The sequence below is a fragment of the Aequorivita sinensis genome (genome assembly GCF_006346335.1).
GTDB classification, from domain to species: domain Bacteria; phylum Bacteroidota; class Bacteroidia; order Flavobacteriales; family Flavobacteriaceae; genus Aequorivita; species Aequorivita sinensis.
Window position 1 is genome coordinate 1 of record NZ_VDMC01000009.1, and the last position, 22,183, is coordinate 22,183.

Genomic DNA, 22,183 nt, shown 5'->3' on the forward strand with positions numbered 1-22,183 from the left:
CTATCTCCCAAAAGCGGAGTAACAGGGGTAATAATAACATTGCCTCCCACTCCAACTTCAAAAACACTATGGTCAGGGTTGTAGCTTAGGTGTATTATGCCTTCCTCTCGGTCGGGCCTCCCTCGTCGGAGGCAGGAGGGATAATATTGGTTTTCTTCAATTAAGGTTACCATCCCATCATTGGGGTCTTGAGTGTATTTAGCACGAATATTTATGCCTTCCTCTCGGCCTGCCATCACCCTCTCGGTCGTGCCTCCCTCGTCGGTGATGAGCCCTCGTCGGAGGCAAGAGTGGTCGGTATAGTTAAAAACATAATTATAACTTGTGCCACCCCCAGACGCTAACACTTTTACATACCCTTCGGCAGTAGGAAAGAAGTCTAATGCTGTGTTTTTGTATTGAAATCCACTTGTGCTGAGCAAAGTCGAAGTATCCATGTACTCAGTTGTTGTAATTGTTGAGCGGAATGTTGCTTTCTTTTTTAGTTTTATCCCTGTGGCATCGTAAAAATACTCAATTTTTCCGCCATTGTAAAATGTAATTTCTGTAGGTAGATTTAAGTGGTTGTATTTTATGTTAGTAATTTGCTTGTCTTTGTTTTCAATTAAATTGCCATATTCATCATAAAAAAATTCTTGTGAGCTTGAAGTGTTTTGGTCATCATATCCATCAGGATCTAATTCATAATCGCGAACATTAATTAATTTATTGCTATTATTGTTTTCGTCATATCTATAAACCAAATCGTCTATTCCCCCGCTGGTGCGCGATTGTATCGCGTTCCTCGCACAATTTTAATTAAACTATCCTATTCACCCGCTACAGCACGACTCCTATCCACGCTACAGCAAAAAAAAATCGACGGAGTCAATCCTTTTTTATGGTTCTCTGCATTTCAATAAAAAGCAAAATTTTTCAACCAAAATACTTAAAAACTATAAAATCTCTAATTTTTTTCTTTCCAGAAAGAAACGGTACCTAGCTTCGAGATGGAATTTTAAGACTGTGGAAAACCACGCGATGTTCTCGAAGCTTCGGGAATGCGGGAGCGGGGAAACCACATGAAGCTCACGTGACTTCAAAAATGCCGGAGCGGAGTTTTCGATCTACAGATTTCATGAATTGTAAACATATAAGTAAACTATGGCAACCAATCCAATTAATAAACAATTTTGAATGTATAACCAACCAAAGCGTTTTTCTTCAACTCGCGCTCATTGTAAAAAGTGTTGAATTTTTTCTTGCCCAAATGAAAAAAATACCGAATAATAGCACCAAACCATTCAGAAGAATTTAATTCTGCGTCTGCTTCATTTTGCCATTCCATACCTTCTTTATCGTCAGCTTTTTTCATAATTAATCACAATCAAAAATAAATAGTTATGGCAGCAAAATAAAAACAGCTATTCCTACAAATACCACAATCTGCAACCACTTTAAAACAGTATTTATGCGTTTCCACTTCATTAGCAAATTAGATATTCGTCCTGCTAAAAGCGCTATCAAGCTGAAAACAAAAAAAGAAACTATCATAAAGGTAATTCCCAACACATAAAACTGGTAAACCGTATTGCCTTCTTTATCCCAAAGAAAACCAGGGAAAAACGCCAAAAAGAAAATCATTACTTTAGGGTTTAACAAGTTCATTATCACCCCCGTTTTAAAGAGCTGCCAATATGTTTTTTTTGGAGCATTATTGGTAAAAGTAATTTCTGAATCACTTTTAAAAACCGAATACGCTAAATAAAGCAGGTAGCAAGCTCCCAAAATTTTAATGCCGTAGAAAACTTCTTCGGAAGTTGTTATTATCGCAGAAACTCCAAAAGCCAATAAGGTGGTATGCACAATACATCCACTAATTAAACCAGCTGTTGTGGCTATTCCACTTTTAGTGCCATTTACTAACGATTGTGTAAGCACATAAATATTGTCTGGCCCCGGAGAAAGTGCAAGTGCCAAAGTTGCAATGGTAAAAGAAATTAGGGTTTCAATCATAAAAAATGACTTAGTACTATAAGATATACGACCTAGGATTTGCTCTAATATACTTTTAAATATTGATTGCTGATAATTGAAAACGCTAAATAATTTGTCTTACGTCTTATGTCTTATTGTCTTAAGTCCTTTTAAGAATGGCTTTATTTATTCGTTTTATTAAACCCGGTCCTTCATAAATAAACCCTGTGTACAGCTGAACCAAACTCGCTCCAGCTTCAAGCTTTTCGAGTGCATCTTCAGCTGAATGAATTCCGCCTACTCCAATTATTGGAAACGATTTATTACTCTTTTCTGAAAGATAACGGATTACTTCTGTGGCACGCGTATTAAGAGGTTTTCCACTTAATCCTCCCATTTCGATTTTATTCTCTGAAGTAAGTCCATCTCGTGAAATAGTAGTATTTGTGGCAATTACACCATCAATCTTTGTAGTATTTACAATGTCAATAATATCGGTTAGCTGCTCATCTGTTAAATCTGGAGCGATCTTTAAAAGAATTGGCTTACGTTTTTCTTTTTTGTTATTTCTGTCTTGAAGCGTTTGCAACAAGTCGGTTAAAGGTTTCTTTTCTTGTAACGCACGAAGGTTTGGTGTGTTGGGCGAACTTACATTTACAACAAAGTAATCTACATAGTTGAACAATGAATCGAAACAAATGATATAATCATTAACCGCTTCTTCATTTGGCGTAACTTTATTTTTACCAATATTCCCACCAATTAAAACCCTTCTTTTATCTCCAAGTGCAGGGTTTTGCTTTAACCTTTCTACGGCTTCTGCTACTCCCCCATTATTAAACCCCATTCGGTTAATAACAGCTGAATCTTCCTGTAATCGGAATAAACGAGGCTTCTCATTTCCGGCTTGAGGTTTTGGAGTAACGGTTCCAATTTCGATAAAGCCAAACCCGAGATTTGACAATTCTTTATAAAGTTTTGCATCTTTATCAAAACCTGCTGCAAGACCTACGGGGTTTGGAAATTTTAAACCAAAAAGCTCGCGTTCAAGTTTTTTATCTTCAACTTTATAAATACTTCGGAAAAGACCTCCAAAACCAAGTTTATGGCAGAATTGAAGTAATGAAAATGTAAAATGATGAATTTTCTCAGGATCGAAGCTGAAAAATATGGGACGGATGATAGTTTTATACATAATTGCAAAATGTGGTACAAAAATACACTAAACTATGTATTTGTTATTTTGAATATGCTTTATTTTGTATTGTAAATGAAAAAGACATGATTGAAAAACAACACATTATTGACCGCTTTAAAAGTTATGTAACTATTGACACCGAAAGTGACCCAAATAGCGACACAACTCCGAGTACCGAAAAGCAATGGGATTTAGCAAATAAACTAGCTGAGGAGCTAAAAGAAATAGGTATGGAAGACGTAAGCATCGACGAAAACGCTTACATTATGGCTACTTTGCCATCAAATGTTCCACATGATGTTCCGGTAATTGGTTTTGTATCGCATTTTGATACTTCCCCTGACTTTACAGGTGCCAACGTTAAACCTCAGATAATCGAAAATTATGATGGGAAAGACATTGTTCTGAATGAAGAACAAGATATCGTTCTTTCTCCGGATTATTTCGAAGACTTATTGTTGTACAAAGGTCAGACCCTTATCACTACTGACGGAACAACACTTTTGGGTGCCGATGATAAAGCTGGAATTACCGAGATTGTTTCGGCTATGGAATATCTAATTAATCACCCTGAAATAAAACACGGAAAAATTCGTGTAGGTTTCACTCCCGATGAAGAAATTGGTCGTGGCGCACATAAATTCGACGTAGAAAAATTTGGTGCTGAATGGGCCTATACTATGGACGGAAGTCAAGTGGGTGAATTAGAATACGAAAACTTTAACGCAGCAGGTGCCGTAGTTACAATTAAAGGAAAAATTGTACACCCAGGCTATGCAAAAGGGAAAATGGTAAACAGTATGTACATTGCTACAGACTTTATCAATTCCTTACCAAGACTTGAAACACCAGAACACACAGAAGGTCGTGAAGGGTTCTTTCACTTACACAATATAAAAGGAAGTGTAGACGAGACGCAACTTCAATATATTATCCGCGATCACGACAGAGGGCATTTTGAAGCTCGAAAAGAAATGATTCAAAAACTTGCTGATGATTTAAATGAACAATTTGAAACAGAGGCTGTATCGGTTGAAATAAAAGACCAATATTTTAATATGCGTGAAAAGGTGGAGCCTGTAATGCATATTGTAAATATAGCTGAAGAAGCTATGTTACAAGCAAACATCAAACCTTTAATAAAACCTATTAGAGGTGGAACAGATGGCTCGCAATTAAGCTTTATGGGACTTCCTTGTCCAAATATTTTTGCTGGTGGTCATAACTTCCACGGTAGATACGAGTACGTACCTGTTGAGAGCATGATTAAAGCGGTAGAAGTAATTGTAAACATTGCGAAAATTACAGCTGAAGACCTTACTAAATTTAAGACAGAAGCAAAATAAACGCTGAAAAAATAAGCACCAAATTCCAAAGATATTCTTATGGAATTTGGTGCTTTTATTATTGTACAAATCAAAATTTAATCACTCCCTTATAATTACACAATTGGAGTATACTTTTATTAATTAACGGCTTAATATTAAGTTCACCAATTAAAGTTAATTTTAAAAACCTGATCAATCCATTTAACATTAATATAAAGTTGTCAAATATCAAGTCTTACGTCTTAAGTCCTACAGCGCAGCGGTCATACGTCTTACGTCCTACAGCGCAGCGGTCTTACGTCTTACATCCTTCAGCGCAGCGGTCATACGTCTTACGTCCTTCAGCGTAGCGGTCTTAAGCCCTATGTCTTACGTCCTTCAGCACAGCGGTCTTACGTCTTAAGTCTAAAAAAATACACAACCGAATTTTAGTGTTAAATGAACAAATGAGTAAGTGTATAAATTAGCAATCCTACAAAACCACCTACCAAAGTACCGTTTATACGTATAAACTGAAGATCTTTTCCCACTTCCAACTCTAGTTTCTCACTGAGTTCTTTCCCTTTCCAACCAGCAACAGTGCTACTTATAAGCGCTTCTACTTCATCTCTATTTTTTAATGTCATTCTATATAAAAAATGACGAACCCAACTATTTATCCTATTGCTAATGTCTTGATTATCAATAAGGCTATGCGATAACTTTTGAATATTACTTTGTAGATATCCTTGTAATTGTGAGTTAGGATTTTCTAGGTTTTGCAATAAAAGACCTTTAATAGATTGCCACGCATCATCGGTGTAAGATCTTAAGTTTTGCTCAGTTAATACTTCTTGTTTTAACTTCTCAAATTTCTCCTTCCATTGCTCAGAAACAAGAATTTCTTCAGAGAATCCTTGTAAATTTTTCGTAAGTTTTTTCCGAATAAAATGCTCCTTATCCGATTCTATTTCATCAATAAATTTTATCAAACCTTCAACTACTTCATTTGAAATTTTTCTACCAGCTAAAAAAGCGATAAATGGTCTGTTTTCAGATAATCGGTGAAGTATCATCTCTTGGCTTTCATTGATGTACTCTTTAATTTCAGGTAGTAGAATTTCCAATAAGGTGATATGTTCATTTTTATCAATAAAGTATTTAATACCTGAGGATGAAATTTTCTGAAAATCAATTTCACGTAAAATCTCCGTCCCTTTGTTTGCTAAAAATTGTTCTACATCCTTATCCTGAAGGTCTGAAATGATTTTTTGAGTAAGATTAATAATTTCTTTCTCCAGAATTTTTTGACTAGCGGGCTTATTTAGCCATTCCGAGACCCATTTTACAACATTTAATTTTTCTATATACGGCCGTATATTTTCGGGATTTAAGAAGTTGTCTTTTACAAACTTCCCTAAATTTTGTCCTAGATCGTCTTTTTTTCGCTCTATCAAATTTGTGTGAGGTATAGGAATTCCAAGAGGATGTTTAAAAATAGCCGTTACAGCAAACCAATCAGCCAGCGCTCCAACCATCCCAGCCTCCGAAAACGCTTCTACATACCCCATCCAAGCTTCACTACCTTGATGTTGAAGGTAAACCATCACTCCATATACAATCGCCATAAAAAAGAATAGCCCAGTCGCCAATCTTTTGTGTTTTCGCAATTGATTCTTCTTAATGTCGGACATAGTAAATACGGCGATAAATTAGGAGATAATATTTAAAACTAGCAAATTAGATATTCTGAAGAGCGTTTAGCCTCACAAGAATTCTCTAAAATAAAAAACTCCCTCAACTATATAAAATAGAGAAGGAGTTTTTAATTCAAAAAGGAACAATTTTCTATTTCTTTTCTTTAACAGGTGCGTTTAGTTTTGCTGTTCTTTCCATAGAAATGGCAGATCTTTCAAACTTCATTTTTCCAGCAAGGCTTTCAATAACACAAGTTCCATCATCAGACAGTTCTAATATTTTACCGTGCAGTCCTCCTGTTGTAATAACTCTATCGCCTTTTTTAAGCTGAGCAGCGAACTGCTTTTCTTGTTTGGCTTTTTTCATTTGTGGGCGTATCAAGAAAAGATACATCACCAAAAACAATAATATTATAGGTAAAAAACCTTGTATTTGTTCCATAGTAATTTTTAAATTCCAGTAAGTAAATTATGAGGTTGGTAGCTGTTTTGCTCCACCTTTAGGGGTAACGAAAGCCTTAATAGTTAAGGTTTCTACTCCTGCTTTAGTATTTGTAGTAATAGTTACAGTCTTGCTAACTTGGTTTTGACCAGCACCGTTGAATTTAACTAAAAGTTCACCAGATTCTCCTGGAGCAACTGGTTCCTTAGTATATTCTGGAACAGTACATCCACAGCTACTTTTAGCGTTAACTATCATTAATGGAGCATCTCCAGTGTTTTTAAATTTAAATACGTGCTCAACAGGTGTATTTTGCTCGATAGTTCCGAAGTCGTATTGACCTTCTTCAAAAGTCATTACTGGAAATTTTCCAGATTCTGCATCACGTGCTTCTGCTGCTGCTACATTTTCTTCGTTTACCTTATCTGCTGCATTATCTTTACAAGAAGAAAACGCAAAAACAGAAAGTATAGCTACAAATAAAACTGATTTTTTCATTTTTTTAATTTTTTATGTTTTTAGCAGGGCAAAAATAAACAATATTTTACTCTTATTGAAGCCCTCTTCCCATTTTATTAAGATCCCCATTTTCGGTAAACTCTTTTACCAATTTATCTAAGATACCGTTTACGAAAATGCTACTTTTTGGGGTAGAGTATTCTTTTGAAACTTCTAAGTATTCGTTTATTGTTGCACGAACAGGAATTGATGGGAAATATAAAAATTCAGCAATAGCCATTTTTAAGATAATCAAATCTATATCGGCAATTCGATCTTGATCCCAATTTGGAGTTTTTCCTTCAATTTGAAGATTTAGCTTCTCTTCATTTAAAATTACTTTTCTAAAAAGTTGAAGCGCATACTCACGGTCCTCATCATTTTTGTATGTATCAGGAACTAAAAGATCAGAAGCATTCTTTTCTGAAATTTTTCCTAACATTTTAACGATGGCAGTATTTACAATTGGAAAGTCGTCTATCCAAGTAAGACGTTTATCTTCTAAGTAATCGTAAAGCTTGTCGTTAGGAGCAATCACTTCTTTGTAGAACTTCGCAATGAAAGCTTGATCCTCTTTAAGGGTAGTATCTTTTCTATCTAAATAAGTTTGATACCAATCTTTTTCGCGTAGTTCTTTAAAAACAATACTTACATATTCGTTGTCTAACGCCCAATAGTTAAGTTTTTTCTTATCAATTATTTCAGAAAAAACGGCATTGTTGGCTATAATATCTAATACTTTGTTATCTACAAAAGTACGACTAGGATTTTTTTCAGAATCGGTAGCAAGATATTTATTTTGTGACTTAGCGAGAAAATCTTCTGCCTGATCTTTTACCGCAACTAACAACTCTAACATTAGTAAATACAAATCTTGCATTTGACCAATACTGTGATGAAGAAACTTTTCTTGTACATCGATGTTCGGGTTTACACTATGATTGTAAGCATAAACAGTCTGCAAAACTTTTACTCGGATATGTCTTCTAGTAAGCATATTATTTTTTAAAAGAACTTGTTTTTAAAATAGCAACGCACAAGAACATCTTGTGCGCTGCAAATATAAGAAATAGTGGTGTTGTAGTACTAAAAAGGTTTGTACTATTTTTCGTTTTTTCTTGCGTCTATTCTAGCTTGTGCAATATTGAAGGCTGCTTGATGTGTTGTAATTTTATCACTTTCAGCTGTTTTCAAGATCTCAAGAGTAGTATTGTAAATGTTTTCTGTCTTGCTCATTATCTCCTTACGGCCATAATTCTCAAGTTCAGCATATACATTTATAATCCCTCCAGCGTTAATTAAAAAGTCTGGAGCATAAACTATACCTCTTTCACGTAACATTTTACCGTGCTTTTGCTCATCGGCAAGTTGGTTGTTAGCTGCACCAGCAATAATCTTTGTGTTAAACTGGCTAATAGTTTGATCGTTAATTGTAGCACCTAATGCACAAGGAGCATAAATATCCATTTCTTCTGCATATAGATTGCTACCTGTGTAAATGTTCACATTGTATTTATCGCGAACTTCTTCTAAGCGCTCTTGGTTGATATCTGAAATATAAACTTTAGCACCTTCTTCACTTAAATGCTTAACAAGGTTTTCACCAACGTTACCAATTCCTTGAACGTAAACTACTTTCCCATCTAAATTATCTGAACCAAATTTATAGTTAGTTGCAGCTTTCAGTCCCATAAAAACACCGTAAGCTGTAATTGGAGAAGGGTTTCCTGAACCCCCGTTTGCTTCAGAAACACCAGTTACGTGAGGTGTAACTGTGCGTACTAAATCCATATCAGCCGTTGTCATTCCTACATCTTCTGCAGTAATATACTTTCCGCTTAATGAATTTACAAACTCACCGAACTTCAACATGTATTCTGGCGTTTTTTGAGTTTTAGCATCACCAATTAAAACTGCTTTACCTCCACCAAGATTTAAACCTGTAATTGCACTTTTATAAGTCATACCACGAGAAAGACGCAATACGTCATTCAATGCTTCCCACTCATTTGCATAGTTCCACATTCTAGTACCACCTAAAGCTGGTCCTAAAACAGTGTTGTGGATACCAATTATTGCTTTCAATCCAGTATCTTTGTCGTTGCAAAAAACGATTTGCTCGTGATCATCAAAAGACATTTGCCCAAATACAGGGTCTATTTTATGTAGTTCGTTTGTATTGATTACCTCAGTTTTCATAACTATTTTAATTTTTGTTTATCCTTTAAAAAGGCAGTGCAAAAGTAACTTTTACTTGTTAATTCCACAAAGCAAAGGGTGTTAATTTAAGAACTTTAAAAAAACATTCAATTTATTTCTAATGAAAGAATTAAAATATCTAAACAAATACTTTTTAAAATACAGGTGGCGACTTCTGTTGGGAGTGTTTATTACCATAGTTGCAACGGTATTTAAACTAGCCGTCCCTATGAAAGTAGGAGATTCTGTAACTGTTGTAAAACAATACTTAAATGGAGAAGTAACCGATTTAGCTTATGTTAAACACGAGCTTCTAATTAATATTTTACTTTTACTAGGCGCTGCATTGCTTTCTGCTTTTTTCACATTTATGATGAGACAAACATTTATTGTGGTTTCTAGATATGTGGAATACGACTTAAAAAACGAGATTTTTCAACATTACGAAAAACTTTCTTTAGGCTTTTACAAACAAAATCGAACTGGCGATTTAATGAACAGAATAAGTGAAGATGTTTCTAAAGTAAGAATGTATGTTGGGCCCGCGCTTATGTATAGCATTACTACAATTACACTTTTTATTGTAGTAATAAGTTATATGTTTTACACCGCACCTATTCTAACTTGGTATGCTATTGCTCCACTCCCAATTCTATCGATTGCTATTTATAAACTAAGTGTGATTATCAATCAACGCAGTACTATAGTTCAACAGTATTTATCGAAACTAACAACTTTTACTCAAGAGAGTTTTAGTGGAATTGCCGTTATTAAAGCCTACGGAACCGAGGAAAGCATTAATGCTAATTTTGAAGAGTTAGCCGAAGGGAGTAAAGTAAAAAACATAGACCTTGCAAAGGTACAAGCCCTATTTTTTCCCTTAATGATGTTACTTATTGGCGTAAGTAATATTCTAGTTATTTACATTGGGGGAAGTAGATATATTAACGGTCAAATTACCGAATTTGGAACTATAGTCGAGTTTTTAATTTATGTAAATATGCTTACCTGGCCTGTAGCAGTTGTAGGCTGGGTGACTTCTATGGTACAAAGAGCTGAAGCTTCACAGGAACGCATAAATGAGTTTCTAAAAACAGAACCTGCCATTAAAAACCTTGTTACAGAAAGTACACCTATTGATGGAGATATAGAATTCAACAATTTAACTTTCACTTATCCCGATACAGGAATTACGGCCTTAAAAAATGTATCTTTCTCAGTAAAACCTGGAGAAACTCTTGCAATTGTAGGAAATACAGGATCTGGAAAATCAACCATTCTAGAGTTGATAGGTAGATTATATGATGTTGAAGAAGGAATGCTAAAGATTGACCAAACTTCGATCAGAAACCTCAACCTCGATAATTTACGCAACAGCATTGGGTATGTACCACAAGATGCATTTTTGTTTAGCGATTCGATAAAAAATAACATTCGTTTTGGTAAGGAAGAAGCAACTGAAGAAGAAGTTGTTAATGCTGCCAAAAACGCTGCGGTTCACAAAAACATTATTGGATTCAAAAAAGGATATGAAACTATTTTAGGAGAACGTGGGCTTACATTGAGTGGTGGACAAAAGCAAAGAGTTTCTATTGCAAGAGCAATTATTAAAGATCCACAAATCTTATTATTTGACGATTGTCTTTCGGCTGTAGATACAGAAACTGAAGAAGAGATTCTTCAAAACCTATTTAAGATTTCTAAAGATAAAACCACTATCATTGTAAGCCATAGAATTTCTTCAGTTAAAAATGCAAATAAGATTATTGTTTTAGATGAAGGAAAAATTATCCAAAAAGGGTCCCACGAGGAGTTAGTTAACATCGAGGGTTATTATAAGGAACTGTATTCAAAACAGCTTTTAGAAAAAGAAATGTAATTTACTTTGGCTGGTTTGGTTTTTTTTTAGATTTTTGGCGACACCTAGTAAAAAATAATAGAAATTATGAGTGAGCACTATACGATGGAGCAAGAAGAAATTTTTTCAAAAGTAATGCGTGCAGGAAGACGCACCTACTTTTTTGATGTAAGGTCTACAAAAGCAGGAGATTTTTACCTTACTATTACCGAGAGTAAGAAATTTACAAACGATGACGGGTCTTTCCACTACAAAAAACACAAAATTTATCTATACAAAGAAGACTTTACTGAGTTTAAAGACACTCTTGAAGAAATGATAAATTACATTATAGATGAGAAAGGCGAAGAAGTTATAAGCGAACGTCATCAAAAAGATTACAAAAAGGAAACAGACAACACGTCTAATCCTGTTGAAGAAACAGTTGAACAAACTGCTACTACTGATACAAGTACTTTTACAGACATCAGTTTCGACGATATTTAGTAGTTGAAAAACAAAAATGTAAAACCGGCACGAATAATTTCGTAGCCGGTTTTTTTATTTCTTAAAAATCAATGTTTTAAATAGATTTACAACTTAAAATGCATTGAAACACTCAATCCTTTAATTTTATTTCAAAAAGATTATCTTTGCCGCCCTTTATAAAAAACATTATGTTCGCAAAAACACTTCAAAACTTCACTCAGAATCCAAAAAACGACATTCTATCAGGACTTACTGTTGCTCTTGCATTGGTTCCAGAAGCGGTAGCTTTTTCATTTGTAGCTGGTGTAGATCCTTTAGTGGGACTTTATGGTGCTTTTATAATGGGACTTGTAACAGCTCTTTTTGGTGGTCGTCCTGGTATGATTTCTGGGGCAACCGGCGCTATGGCGGTTGTTATGGTACACCTAATCCAAAAAGGAAATGAGGTTGGACTTACATTAGCCGAACCCGTTCAGAACCTTGGACTTCAATGGCTTTTTATAACGCTATTATTTGTAGGAGCTATTCAAATAATGGCTGGTGTTTTTAAGTTAGGGAAATTTGTACGACTTATCCCCCACCCTGTAATGATGGGATTTGTAAATGGTTTAGCAATTGTAATTTTTCTTTCTCAACTAGGTCTATTTAAAGAAACTCGCGGAACAGTACCTCAATGGATTTCCGGTTTGGACCTATGGGTAATGCTAGCGCTAGTTGGATTGACCATGGGTATTATGTTCGGTTTACCGAAAATCACCAAAAAACTTCCAGCTGCTCTTATTGCAATAATAGTAGTTGCAGCAATTACAATATTCGGAGGTCTAGATGTGAGTACTGTTGGCTCGTTTATTCGCGATGGTGGCGGATCTGGTTTAAAAGGTTCATTGCCGATGTTCCAAACTCAGATTTTTGGATTTATTGAAACTTTAGACGGACATTGGGGATTGATATTTTCTACTGCTTTTATATTGGCTGCTGTAGGTTTAATTGAATCGTTAATGACATTGAACCTTATTGATGAAATGACCGAAACTCGTGGTAGTGGAAACCGAGAATGTGTAGCTCAAGGTGGAGCTAACATTCTTAACGGTCTTTTCGGTGGAATGGGTGGCTGTGCAATGATTGGGCAATCTATCATTAACGTAAGTTCTGGTGGACGCGGAAGACTTTCCGGAGCTACAGCTGCAATAGCTTTACTGTGTTTTGTGCTATTTGGTGCTCCTCTTATTGAACAAATCCCTATTGCTGCATTAGTTGGAGTTATGTTTATGGTTGTGATTGGAACTTTTGCTTGGAGTAGTTTTAGAATTCTGCATAAAATTCCAGTTTCGGATGCTATAGTGCTTATTACAGTATCAGCGGTAACAGTTTGGCTAGATCTTGCAATAGCAGTGTTTATAGGGGTTGTTATGAGCGCCTTAGTTTTTGCTTGGAAAAGTGCTACAAGAATTAGAGCTAGAAAGAGAATTAAAGAAGACGGAACCAAAGTTTATGAAATCTGGGGACCTTTGTTCTTCGGGTCGACTACAGCATTTAACAGTAAGTTTGATGTTTCAAGCGATCCAGATTCGGTAGAAATTGACTTTATAGAATCTAAAATATCAGATCATTCTGGTGTTGAAGCTGTTCGTAATATTGCCAATAAATACCTTGATAACGGAAAGCAAATTAAACTAACGCACCTTAGTCCAGATTGTAAAGCGTTACTACTTAAGTGGAACCCAGAATTCGAAACAATTATAAAAAGTTCTGTTGAGGATCCGCGCTATTATGTAGTTACCGATACCTTAGATGCCGAAGCTTAATTAGGTTTTATTTTCTGGTGAAGTAAAAATCTGTTTTAGTTGGCTCACCCTCTATCTCTACTTCAATCCAAGTGTGTAAAGAGTCTTTGGCAGGGTTGGTATAGGTTACCTTTTCAGGGAAGTCTATATTTTGATTATCGAAAACAAATTTGCCTTCTTCTGATGAAATAAGTGTTAAGGTGTAAGGTTTAGGATTTTTTTCATCAACTTTTAGAAAGGATAAAAACAATTTGTTTTCTTTCTCCTCTAAGGCCATTGTTAGTGCTTGTTCAGGTTTACCATTAACCTCAACAAAGCTAAAGCCTGTATATGTACTATCATTTTCTTTAGACCATGATTCTTGGGAATATTCACCCTCAGTCTCGTTTGTCCAAGTTCCTATCAACCAATTTAGTTGATTTATTTTATCGTAATTTTTTACAACAACCTCTTTTTGTATCTGTTCTGCCTGAGTATTGTTTTTACATGAAATAATTAATACAGAAAGGAATATTAGAAATAAGTACTTCTTCATTTGTTGGTTTGTTATTTAGCCGTGGCATAAAATTTATAAAATTCGCAATCCGTTTTCAACAGGTTTATCTGTTCGCAATAAGGTGACATTTTTGCCATCTACAGCTCCCAAAACCAGACATTCACTCATAAAATTTGCAATTTGTTTCTTTGGAAAATTTACAACTGCCACTACTTGTTTCCCAATTAATTCATCTTTATGATAGCGTTTTGTTATTTGAGCTGAAGTTTTTCTTTGTCCTATTTCTTCTCCAAAATCTATTATAAGCTGATATGAAGGGTTTCTCGCTTCAGGAAAATCATTGGCTTCTAAAATAGTTCCAACCCGCATTTCCACCTTTTCGAAATCGGTCCAAGTAAGATTATTCGTCATGGGTAATTCTAAGTTTTTGAATCATTTCTGAAGAAACCACACTTTGGTCGGCACCATAAGCATCTACAAGAAGGCCTTTAATCCCTCCTTTGGTTTCAATTAAATAAAGAATAGTATTATCTCCCGGGTCGGTCATACCTTCAAAACGGTAATATTTTACAACATCCAGCTCCCCAGCTTTCCACTTCTTTTTAAGGTTTTTAGATTCTATTCCTTCCTCTACAAGATTAAAGTCTTCAGTATAACCTTCCTTTTGTAAATCTTGAATAGCTACAGATAGTGATGAATATGATTTTTTCATAATATTTTGATTTAATCTTTAAAGTTAACTGAGAAATTAAACATCGGCAAAGAATTATAAATTCTTTAATAAAATTATTACGCAGATTGTAAGTTTTAGCCCTCTGTCCTTAGTTAATTAACCCCTTAAAAATTGTATATTTAGACCTGAACACAATACATTTATTTTAAAAACAATATGGCAGACACTGAATCAAATATGCTACCCCTTGGCACCAAAGCCCCAGACTTTGTACTTACAGATGCAATAACAAACAAACTTGTTGCGCTAAAAGACATTCGTGGTGAAAAGGGTACTGTAGTTATGTTTATTTGTAACCACTGCCCTTTCGTAAGACACGTAAATGAAGAATTAGTTCGCATTTGCAACGATTACAGGGTGATTGGTTTTGGTTTTGTTGCAATCAACAGCAACGACATCATTAAGTATCCAGCAGATTCCCCTGCGGAAATGTGGCGAACTGCCCAGAAAGAAAGCTATCCTTTCCCATATTTATTTGATGAAACTCAAGAAATAGCAAGAGCTTATGATGCAGCTTGCACGCCAGATTTTTATCTTTTTGATGATGAACTTAAACTGGTTTACCGCGGACAATTAAACAACAGCCGACCTGGTAATAGAATTCCTGTAAATGGCCGTGATTTACGCGAAGCTATGGATAACATCCTTAATAATAATCCGCAGCGAAAGGATCAAAAACCAAGTATTGGATGCAATATCAAGTGGAAAAAATAAATTCCAACAATCAAATTAATCTATGAGTCAATTATATAATAAAACCGTTTTAATCACAGGCGGAGGGTCTGGTATTGGAAAGATAATGGTTCGATTAATGCTTGAGCGTAAAGCAAAAGTTATTATTTGGGATATTAGTCAGGAAAATATCAACCACACGTTAACTGAGTTTTCCAATAACAAAAATCTTTTTGGATTTAAAATAGATGTTTCTAATCCTGAAGAAATTAAAGAAACAGCTAATCGAGTAAAGCAAGAAATAGGAATTGTTGACGTACTAATCAACAACGCTGGAATTGTTGTAGGGAAATATTTCGACGAACACACAAATACAGACATTGCTAAAACTATGGAGATTAATGCCATTGGACCGATGTATGTTACTAAGGAATTTCTTGATGGCATGTTAAATCAAAATTCAGGGCATATTTGCAATATCGCGTCTTCCGGAGGACTAATTTCCAATCCAAAAATGTCGGTTTATGCCTCTAGCAAATGGGCAATGATTGGATGGTCTGATAGTCTTCGATTAGAAATGATGCAAAAAAATAAAGCCATTAAGGTTACTACCATCATGCCTTATTACATCAATACAGGGATGTTTGATGGTGTTCAATCTAAGATTCCAATTCTCGAACCTGAAGCAGCGGCGCTTACTATTATAAAAGCAATTGAGAAAGATAAAAAGATGGTAACTATTCCGGGGTACATATACCGCTTCACACGATTAGGACAAGCATTACTTTCTATTAATGCTTTCGATTGGTTTGCTGGCAAGGTGCTCGGTATATACAAAACAATGGAACATTTCGTTGGAAGGAAATAATAGTACTAAAAAAAAATCTTCATTACACCAAAAGTGGAATAATGAAGATTTCTTAAGATAATGATATAAATACGTAAACTTATTTTACGTCCATTAATTCAACGTCGAAAATTAAATTTGCATTTGGAGGAATTACTCCACCAGCTCCGCGCTCACCATAAGCAAGGTTAGAAGGAATTACAAATCTAGCTTTATCACCAACTTGTAATAAGGCAATACCTTCATCCCAACCTTCAATTACATGACCTTTTCCTAATGGAAAGTCAATTGGTTGTCTTCTCTTGTATGAAGAATCGAATTCGGTTCCGTCAGTTAGCATTCCTTTGTAATGTACAGAAACTGTCTTTCCTTTTTCAGCTTTCTTACCATCACCTTTAATGATGATTTTATAATGAAGTCCGCTATCTGTTTTCTCAAAACCTTCAGCTACTTTCTTAAGTTCAGCTTCTTGTTGTTCTTTCATTTTTGCAATTCGCGCTTCTCTTTCACCAGTAAAACTTCTAAAAGCTTCTACTGAATTCCACTTTTCAGCTTCTTCTCCTACGCGAATAATTTCAACTTTTTGCAAAGTATCCCCTTGAGCAACACTATCAACAACATCTTGTCCTTCTACTACATTTCCAAATACAGTGTGTTTATTATCTAACCAAGGCGTCGCCACGTGAGTAATAAAAAACTGACTTCCGTTAGTTGCCGGACCTGCATTAGCCATAGAGATTACACCTGGAGTGTCATGGCGAAGGTCTGGGTGAAACTCGTCATCAAAATTATATCCTGGACCTCCTGAACCTGTTCCTTTTGGATCACCTCCTTGAATCATGAAATCTGGGATTACACGGTGGAATTTTAATCCGTCGTAATAAGGTTTCCCTTGTGGAATTGCTGAGTTTTCTAAATTCCCTTCTGCTAAAGACACAAAATTTCCAACTGTTCCTGGAGTTTTATCGTGTGTAAGTTTAATAAGGATTTCTCCTTTTTCTGTTGTTATTTTTGCGTAGATTCCGTCTTGCATTATATTTATATTTTAAAAGATGTGCAAAGGTACTTAATTCTGAATATAGAATTCAATGTTCAGAATTGAAAATGTAACAAAAGCCTTTGCAATTCGTCATACAAACACTAACCACCAAAAACTTTTCTGTGGAAAACATTCTCACAATAAACAATCTTACTAAAAAATTCGGTTCACTTACTGCTGTAAACAACCTATCTTTTACCATCGAGAAAGGCAATGTTTACGGGATACTTGGTCCAAATGGAAGCGGTAAAAGTACAACACTAGGCATTGTGCTTAATGTAGTAAACAAAACTTCAGGCGACTTTCAATGGTTTAACGGAGATATTTCTACTCATGATGCTTTAAAAAAAGTAGGGGCTATTATTGAGCGACCTAACTTTTACCCGTATATGACGGCAGTACAAAACCTTAAACTGGTTTGTAAAATCAAAGAAGTTTCTGAAGCTAAAATTTTAGAAAAGCTAGAATTAGTTGGTTTATCCGATAGAAAAGATAGCAAGTTTAGCACCTTTTCACTAGGGATGAAACAACGATTAGCCATTGCTTCAGCCTTATTAAATGACCCTGAAATATTAATTCTAGACGAACCTACAAACGGTCTTGACCCGCAGGGAATTCATCAAATTAGAGAGATTATTAAGAAAATTGCTTCCTTAGGCACCACGATATTACTCGCTTCGCATTTGCTAGATGAAGTAGAAAAAGTGTGTACTCACGTGGTTATTCTTAGAAAAGGAGTTAGTCTGTATTCAGGTAGTGTAGATGCTATGAATGCAAGCCACGGCTTTTTAACCCTTCAAAGTAATAATATGGAACTATTGGAACAAGCTTTAAAAGGCAATTCTGCTTTTGGAACTGTTAAACGTGAAGGAGAATATCTAATAGTTTACCTAAACCAACCTATGGATGCAACTGAGGTAAATAAATTGCTTTTTGAAAAAGGTGTTACGCTTTCACATCTTGTAAAACGAAAAGAAAGCCTTGAAGAACAATTCCTTGAACTAACCAAACAAAACTAATTGCAGATGCTACGATTATTAAAAATAGAACTTTTTAAACTGAAACATAGCCGCTCTGTTAAAGTTATTTCGAGTATTTATTTTATACTTATCACTTTTATTGCCCTTATTGCTTCTATAGAATTCAATTTTGGAAATATTCACTTTAGAGTTGCAGATCAAGGAATTTTCAACTTTCCTTTTATTTGGCACTTTAATACTTATATGGCAGCCATCCTAAAGCTATTCTTAGCCATTGTTATTGTTTCCTTGATGAGTAATGAATATAGTTATCGCACACTAAAGCAAAACCTAATTGATGGCCTTAGCAAAAAGGAGTTTGTGCTTTCTAAATTTCTTACCGTGCTTTTGTTTGCAAGCATTTCTACCATATTCATATTTATAGTAACATTAATCCTAGGTTTAAGTTTTTCCGATTATAATGAAATAGGAATAATTTTTAGCGATTTGGAGTATATAGCAGCGTATTTTATAAAACTCGTTGCCTTTTTCTCTTTTTGTTTATTCCTAGGGGTATTGGTTAAGCGTTCTGCCTTTGCACTTGGATTCTTAATTGTTTGGCAAGTAATTGAATGGTTATTATACGGTTTAATGAAATGGCAGTTCTTTAGAGATACTGAAATTGCAGACAAAGTAGCTTTGTTTTTTCCCTTAAATGCAATGGCAAACCTAATAAAAGAACCGTTTAGCCGCTTAGGAGTTATTCAAACCGCTGCAAACCAGTTAGGCGAAAATTTTACAAAGGATTATGCAGTTGGTTGGTTAAACATCCTAATTGTAATTGTATGGACGTTTTTATTCGTCTATTGGTCTTATGCAATCCTAAAGAAAAGAGATCTATAACTTATAAATTCACACATAATCATTTGACATAGCTTAACGGTATACTTTAATTCAATATTAATTTACCAATTACATAAAAGTTGATATCTTGGCATTTCTTTTAAAATCTGATAAAATGAAAAAAATATTCTTCTTATTGTTGCTATTACCTATACATCTTTTTGCTCAAGAAACTCCTTCTTCTGAGAAATTTTGGAATAATTTAAAATCACATTGCGGTAAAGCTTATGAGGGAGTAATTACAGCTGGTGGCAAGGAAGGTGATGGTTTTATGGGAGAAAAACTTGTTATGCATGTAAGAAGTTGTGAAGAAAATACCATCCGCGTTCCGTTTTTTGTAGGTGAAAATAGATCAAGAACTTGGGTATTAACCTTACAAGATGACAATCGCATCCTTCTAAAGCACGATCATCGTCACGAAGATGGAACTGAAGAGGATGTTACTCAATACGGAGGGTTAAGCTCTAATACTGGTTTACCTAATATTCAGTTTTTTCCTGCAGACCAACATACAAGCAATATGCTTCCTTTAGCTTCTACAAATGTTTGGTGGTTTACACTTGATGATACTTCAATGACCTACAATTTACGTAGAATTGGGAGCGACAGAGAATTTACTGTAAAATTCGATTTAACTAAAGAAGTTGAAACTCCTGCAGCACCTTGGGGGTACGAGAAGTGAGATGTGAGATGTGAGATTTGAGATGCTAGATGTTAGATGCTAGATGCTAGATGCTAGATGAAAATTAATTCACTTCTGCATAAATAAAAAAAAATCTTTACCAGCTTCCGCCACCGCCGCCGCCAAAACCGCCTCCTGAAGATCCACCTCCAGATGAACTGCTTGATGGTGAACTAACCATAGTAGATTTAGTAGTCGTTATAGTATTGGTAAATGATCTGGAGAAGTTATTCATTGTCATCACTCCTGTTGATGAAGAATACCAAGTAGGAGGTTGTATATCAAGAGCTTCAAATTTCTTAACCCAATTGCTAAGTAATCCAAAAGCTAGCGCATAGCTCATCGTAGATTCAAAGTAGTTAGGGCTATCTTTTAATAGCATTTTTAGTTTATTCTCTTCTGCTATTTTTATAAACTGTTTAAACCCTTTTAATTCAGATAAAACTTGAGTTCCTTTCGCGTTTTTCTTTACCAGATGCACTGTCATATAAAGTAAAAATGCGAAAACTGGAACAAGTGCAATTACCGCAATCGGACCCCAAAATACCAAAAAGATAAAAAGTAGAATAAGATCTATAATTATTAGACCTACTATTGCTCCAATTTGAACTTTATTCGCTTTAGAATCATAATATACTTGGGCTTGTTTTTTTAATAATGTTTTTGCTTTATCCATTTTTGTGTAAAATGAATTTTTCAAACTACTTATTAAAACACTTTTTTCACTAGAATTATATCTACTGCCAAAAATTCCATTAAAAAGTTCTATTTCATAGGGTGAAGCACCTTCTGGTAAAGGTCGTAAACGTGTAATTTTAGTATCACTCTTACCAAACCAATTTTCTTTTGGAATCTCCTCTATGGCTATAATACCACGTTCTCCCCAATACGGTAATAAAGCAATAAGATCTTCTGTATCTCCTTTATCATTTATTAAATACCCTGCCATAGCTGGGTCTATGCCACTTGGAGGAAAATAACTTGTAGTCGCTATTACCTTATCATCCTTCCCGTATTTATTCCAAACTAAATAAAAAACAAAGACTAAAGCTCCCAAAATAATAGTCCAACCATAGTCAGTCCAAAATGGCCAAAAGGGTTTTATTTCTTTTATAGAGCCTAATGGCAATTTTACAAGTGCTGTTACACTCTCTCCGCTTGTAGAATTAAAGTCTCTAGTACTTTTAACCAAAAACACTCCATCGTCATAACTAACCTCAAAATAAGGTGAAACTGCAGATTGCCCTCGCTCACCCGAATACACATAGATATTGTCTAAATCCAAATCAATGCTTTCAGGAATATGAATAGTAAAATCTAATTTTTTAAAGGGTGCCAACCAATTATCTGGTTTAATATTCCAATAGAAATGAGTGTTTTCTTCTCCATAGAGAAAGGCATTGTAAACCCTGTATTTAATTTCGTAGTGCTCCGGACCGATTATAGTTTTATCCTTATCCCCAATTTTAATTTCAAAATCATTGCTTACTTTTCGTGCAAAAAATGGCGTTGTTGAATACTTATGCTTTGAAACATCAATATTTTCAATATCAATTTTACGCTTTTCATCCGTTCCATCTTCCGTTTTAATATCGTATTGAGTTTGTATGGTACGATATATCCCGTGTTTGGGAGCTGTGAAAGTAATGTCGTAATTCTCTACAACATCAAAATACCCCTCTTCACTTAAATAAATATCAACCTTTGCATAATCAACAGTAAAATCCTGAGAAGAAGCTTTTAGGAAAAAGAATATTCCAAAAACTAGTAGAACCAGTTTTTTATTGAACCGGCAATTAAACTTTAGTTTTATGAAATAATTGAAAAGCATCTTAATTGCATATGTTTTAATAAAATTTAATCGAAACTCACTTTTACATTTTTGCGTTCGGCTTCATCAGCTTCAAAGTAATCGAAATGCTTATACCCAAACATTCCAGCAAATAAAACACCAGGCATACTTTCGCCATAGGTATTATTTTCACGCACCGTACCATTGTAATACCTTCTACTGCGTTCAAGGTTTACTTCAATTTCATTTAACTTCTGCTGCAGGTCCAAAAAGCTTTGATTAGCTTTTAAATCTGGATAAGCTTCACCTAATGCAAAAATACTGCGTAACGATTGTTGTAATTGACTTTCTGCTTTTATCTGGCCATTTATATCGTCGGAAGGAACCGACATAGCAGCATTACGCGCATTAATCACACTTTCTAATGTGGTTTTTTCGTGGGCTGCATATCCTTTTACAGTTTCAATAAGGTTTGGAATTAAATCGTATCGACGTTTTAAAGCAACATCAATATTACTCCAAGCATCTTTCACTAAGTTTTTGTTCTTTACAAAGCGATTAAAAACAATAACAAGCAAAATCGCAATCACTACTATAACTCCGAAAATAAAAAGCATAATATTCATAATTGTTTAGGTTTTGATTTGATAATC

23 protein-coding genes and 1 pseudogene are annotated in these 22,183 nt (G+C 34.8%); 9 read left to right on the forward strand and 15 right to left on the reverse strand.

Features of this window, described 5'->3' with window-relative positions:
• From FHP04_RS10215 to FHP04_RS10230, 4 genes and pseudogenes are all read right to left on the reverse strand, one after another.
• Positions 1-743, reverse strand: a pseudogene (locus tag FHP04_RS10215) (hypothetical protein); the annotation flags it as partial.
• 416 nt (positions 744-1,159) lie between these two features.
• A complete protein-coding gene (locus FHP04_RS10220; protein WP_139856011.1) occupies positions 1,160-1,354 on the reverse strand; it encodes a hypothetical protein in 195 nt (64 codons plus the stop codon).
• 26 nt (positions 1,355-1,380) lie between these two features.
• A complete protein-coding gene (locus tag FHP04_RS10225) occupies positions 1,381-1,995 on the reverse strand; it encodes a LysE family translocator (protein WP_139856012.1) in 615 nt (204 codons plus the stop codon).
• Between the two features lie 121 nt (positions 1,996-2,116).
• The gene (locus tag FHP04_RS10230; protein WP_139856013.1) at positions 2,117-3,151 is read right to left on the reverse strand and encodes a quinone-dependent dihydroorotate dehydrogenase; all 1,035 of its coding nucleotides are present in this window, start codon (positions 3,149-3,151) and stop codon (positions 2,117-2,119) included.
• A gap of 86 nt (positions 3,152-3,237) precedes the next feature.
• Here FHP04_RS10230 and pepT point away from each other — a divergent pair, with 86 nt between their 5' ends.
• A complete protein-coding gene (gene pepT, locus FHP04_RS10235; protein WP_139856014.1) occupies positions 3,238-4,500 on the forward strand; it encodes a peptidase T in 1,263 nt (420 codons plus the stop codon).
• 416 nt (positions 4,501-4,916) lie between these two features.
• Here pepT and FHP04_RS10240 read toward each other — a convergent pair whose 3' ends face one another.
• The 5 genes from FHP04_RS10240 to FHP04_RS10260 all read right to left on the reverse strand — a co-directional run bounded on the left by FHP04_RS10240 (position 4,917) and on the right by FHP04_RS10260 (position 9,297).
• Positions 4,917-6,155 (reverse strand): DUF445 domain-containing protein, encoded by a 1,239-nt coding sequence (locus FHP04_RS10240; RefSeq protein ID WP_139856015.1) that lies wholly within the window; start codon positions 6,153-6,155, stop codon positions 4,917-4,919.
• A 154-nt stretch (positions 6,156-6,309) separates the two neighbouring features.
• Positions 6,310-6,600: a preprotein translocase subunit YajC gene (gene yajC, locus FHP04_RS10245; protein ID WP_139856016.1), complete on the reverse strand. Its 291-nt coding sequence runs from the start codon at positions 6,598-6,600 to the stop codon at positions 6,310-6,312.
• A 27-nt stretch (positions 6,601-6,627) separates the two neighbouring features.
• Positions 6,628-7,098 carry a DUF1573 domain-containing protein gene (locus FHP04_RS10250; protein WP_139856017.1) on the reverse strand — a complete coding sequence of 157 codons (471 nt, stop codon included), beginning with the start codon at positions 7,096-7,098 and terminating at the stop codon, positions 6,628-6,630.
• Between the two features lie 52 nt (positions 7,099-7,150).
• Positions 7,151-8,095, reverse strand: coding sequence for a transcription antitermination factor NusB (gene nusB / locus FHP04_RS10255; RefSeq protein WP_139856018.1), 945 nt, complete (start codon positions 8,093-8,095; stop codon positions 7,151-7,153).
• Positions 8,096-8,199: 104 nt separating this feature from the next.
• Positions 8,200-9,297, reverse strand: a complete 1,098-nt coding sequence (locus FHP04_RS10260; protein WP_139856019.1) for a Glu/Leu/Phe/Val family dehydrogenase — start codon at positions 9,295-9,297, stop codon at positions 8,200-8,202.
• A 121-nt stretch (positions 9,298-9,418) separates the two neighbouring features.
• Here FHP04_RS10260 and FHP04_RS10265 point away from each other — a divergent pair, with 121 nt between their 5' ends.
• The 3 genes from FHP04_RS10265 to FHP04_RS10275 all read left to right on the forward strand — a co-directional run bounded on the left by FHP04_RS10265 (position 9,419) and on the right by FHP04_RS10275 (position 13,428).
• A complete protein-coding gene (locus tag FHP04_RS10265; RefSeq protein ID WP_139856020.1) occupies positions 9,419-11,176 on the forward strand; it encodes an ABC transporter ATP-binding protein in 1,758 nt (585 codons plus the stop codon).
• Positions 11,177-11,242: 66 nt separating this feature from the next.
• The gene (locus FHP04_RS10270) at positions 11,243-11,641 is read left to right on the forward strand and encodes a PUR family DNA/RNA-binding protein (protein WP_139856021.1); all 399 of its coding nucleotides are present in this window, start codon (positions 11,243-11,245) and stop codon (positions 11,639-11,641) included.
• A gap of 170 nt (positions 11,642-11,811) precedes the next feature.
• Positions 11,812-13,428, forward strand: coding sequence for a SulP family inorganic anion transporter (locus tag FHP04_RS10275; RefSeq protein WP_139856022.1), 1,617 nt, complete (start codon positions 11,812-11,814; stop codon positions 13,426-13,428).
• 7 nt (positions 13,429-13,435) lie between these two features.
• Here FHP04_RS10275 and FHP04_RS10280 read toward each other — a convergent pair whose 3' ends face one another.
• Genes FHP04_RS10280 through FHP04_RS10290 form a run of 3 tightly spaced genes read right to left on the reverse strand, consistent with a single transcriptional unit; the run spans position 13,436 to position 14,615 of the window.
• Positions 13,436-13,942: a DUF6265 family protein gene (locus FHP04_RS10280; RefSeq protein WP_139856023.1), complete on the reverse strand. Its 507-nt coding sequence runs from the start codon at positions 13,940-13,942 to the stop codon at positions 13,436-13,438.
• A 33-nt stretch (positions 13,943-13,975) separates the two neighbouring features.
• Entirely contained in the window at positions 13,976-14,314 is a 339-nt protein-coding gene (locus FHP04_RS10285; RefSeq protein WP_139856024.1) for a tRNA-binding protein, read from the reverse strand.
• Complete coding sequence (locus FHP04_RS10290; RefSeq protein ID WP_139856025.1) at positions 14,304-14,615, reverse strand: phosphoribosylpyrophosphate synthetase; 312 nt, start codon at positions 14,613-14,615, stop codon at positions 14,304-14,306. The genes FHP04_RS10285 and FHP04_RS10290 overlap by 11 nt, the downstream gene beginning before the upstream one ends.
• Positions 14,616-14,792: 177 nt before the next feature.
• On the opposite strand from FHP04_RS10290, the gene FHP04_RS10295 reads away from it, so the two are divergent.
• Both FHP04_RS10295 and FHP04_RS10300 read left to right on the forward strand, forming a co-directional pair.
• The gene (locus FHP04_RS10295; RefSeq protein ID WP_139856026.1) at positions 14,793-15,350 is read left to right on the forward strand and encodes a thioredoxin family protein; all 558 of its coding nucleotides are present in this window, start codon (positions 14,793-14,795) and stop codon (positions 15,348-15,350) included.
• Positions 15,351-15,372: 22 nt separating this feature from the next.
• Positions 15,373-16,176 carry an SDR family oxidoreductase gene (locus FHP04_RS10300; RefSeq protein ID WP_139856027.1) on the forward strand — a complete coding sequence of 268 codons (804 nt, stop codon included), beginning with the start codon at positions 15,373-15,375 and terminating at the stop codon, positions 16,174-16,176.
• Positions 16,177-16,255: 79 nt separating this feature from the next.
• Here the strand turns inward: FHP04_RS10300 and FHP04_RS10305 are convergent, their stop codons facing one another.
• Positions 16,256-17,188 carry a peptidylprolyl isomerase gene (locus tag FHP04_RS10305; RefSeq protein WP_139856028.1) on the reverse strand — a complete coding sequence of 311 codons (933 nt, stop codon included), beginning with the start codon at positions 17,186-17,188 and terminating at the stop codon, positions 16,256-16,258.
• A gap of 128 nt (positions 17,189-17,316) precedes the next feature.
• Here FHP04_RS10305 and FHP04_RS10310 point away from each other — a divergent pair, with 128 nt between their 5' ends.
• From FHP04_RS10310 to FHP04_RS10320, 3 genes are all read left to right on the forward strand, one after another.
• Entirely contained in the window at positions 17,317-18,213 is an 897-nt protein-coding gene (locus tag FHP04_RS10310) for an ABC transporter ATP-binding protein (protein WP_139856029.1), read from the forward strand.
• Positions 18,214-18,219: 6 nt separating this feature from the next.
• Positions 18,220-19,056, forward strand: a complete 837-nt coding sequence (locus tag FHP04_RS10315; RefSeq protein WP_139856030.1) for an ABC transporter permease — start codon at positions 18,220-18,222, stop codon at positions 19,054-19,056.
• Between the two features lie 115 nt (positions 19,057-19,171).
• Positions 19,172-19,738: a hypothetical protein gene (locus tag FHP04_RS10320; protein WP_139856031.1), complete on the forward strand. Its 567-nt coding sequence runs from the start codon at positions 19,172-19,174 to the stop codon at positions 19,736-19,738.
• Between the two features lie 97 nt (positions 19,739-19,835).
• Here FHP04_RS10320 and FHP04_RS10325 read toward each other — a convergent pair whose 3' ends face one another.
• Both FHP04_RS10325 and FHP04_RS10330 read right to left on the reverse strand, forming a co-directional pair.
• Positions 19,836-21,569 (reverse strand): DUF2207 domain-containing protein, encoded by a 1,734-nt coding sequence (locus tag FHP04_RS10325; protein WP_139856032.1) that lies wholly within the window; start codon positions 21,567-21,569, stop codon positions 19,836-19,838.
• Positions 21,570-21,595: 26 nt separating this feature from the next.
• Complete coding sequence (locus FHP04_RS10330) at positions 21,596-22,147, reverse strand: LemA family protein (protein ID WP_246051413.1); 552 nt, start codon at positions 22,145-22,147, stop codon at positions 21,596-21,598.
• Between the last annotated feature and the right edge of the window lie 36 nt (positions 22,148-22,183).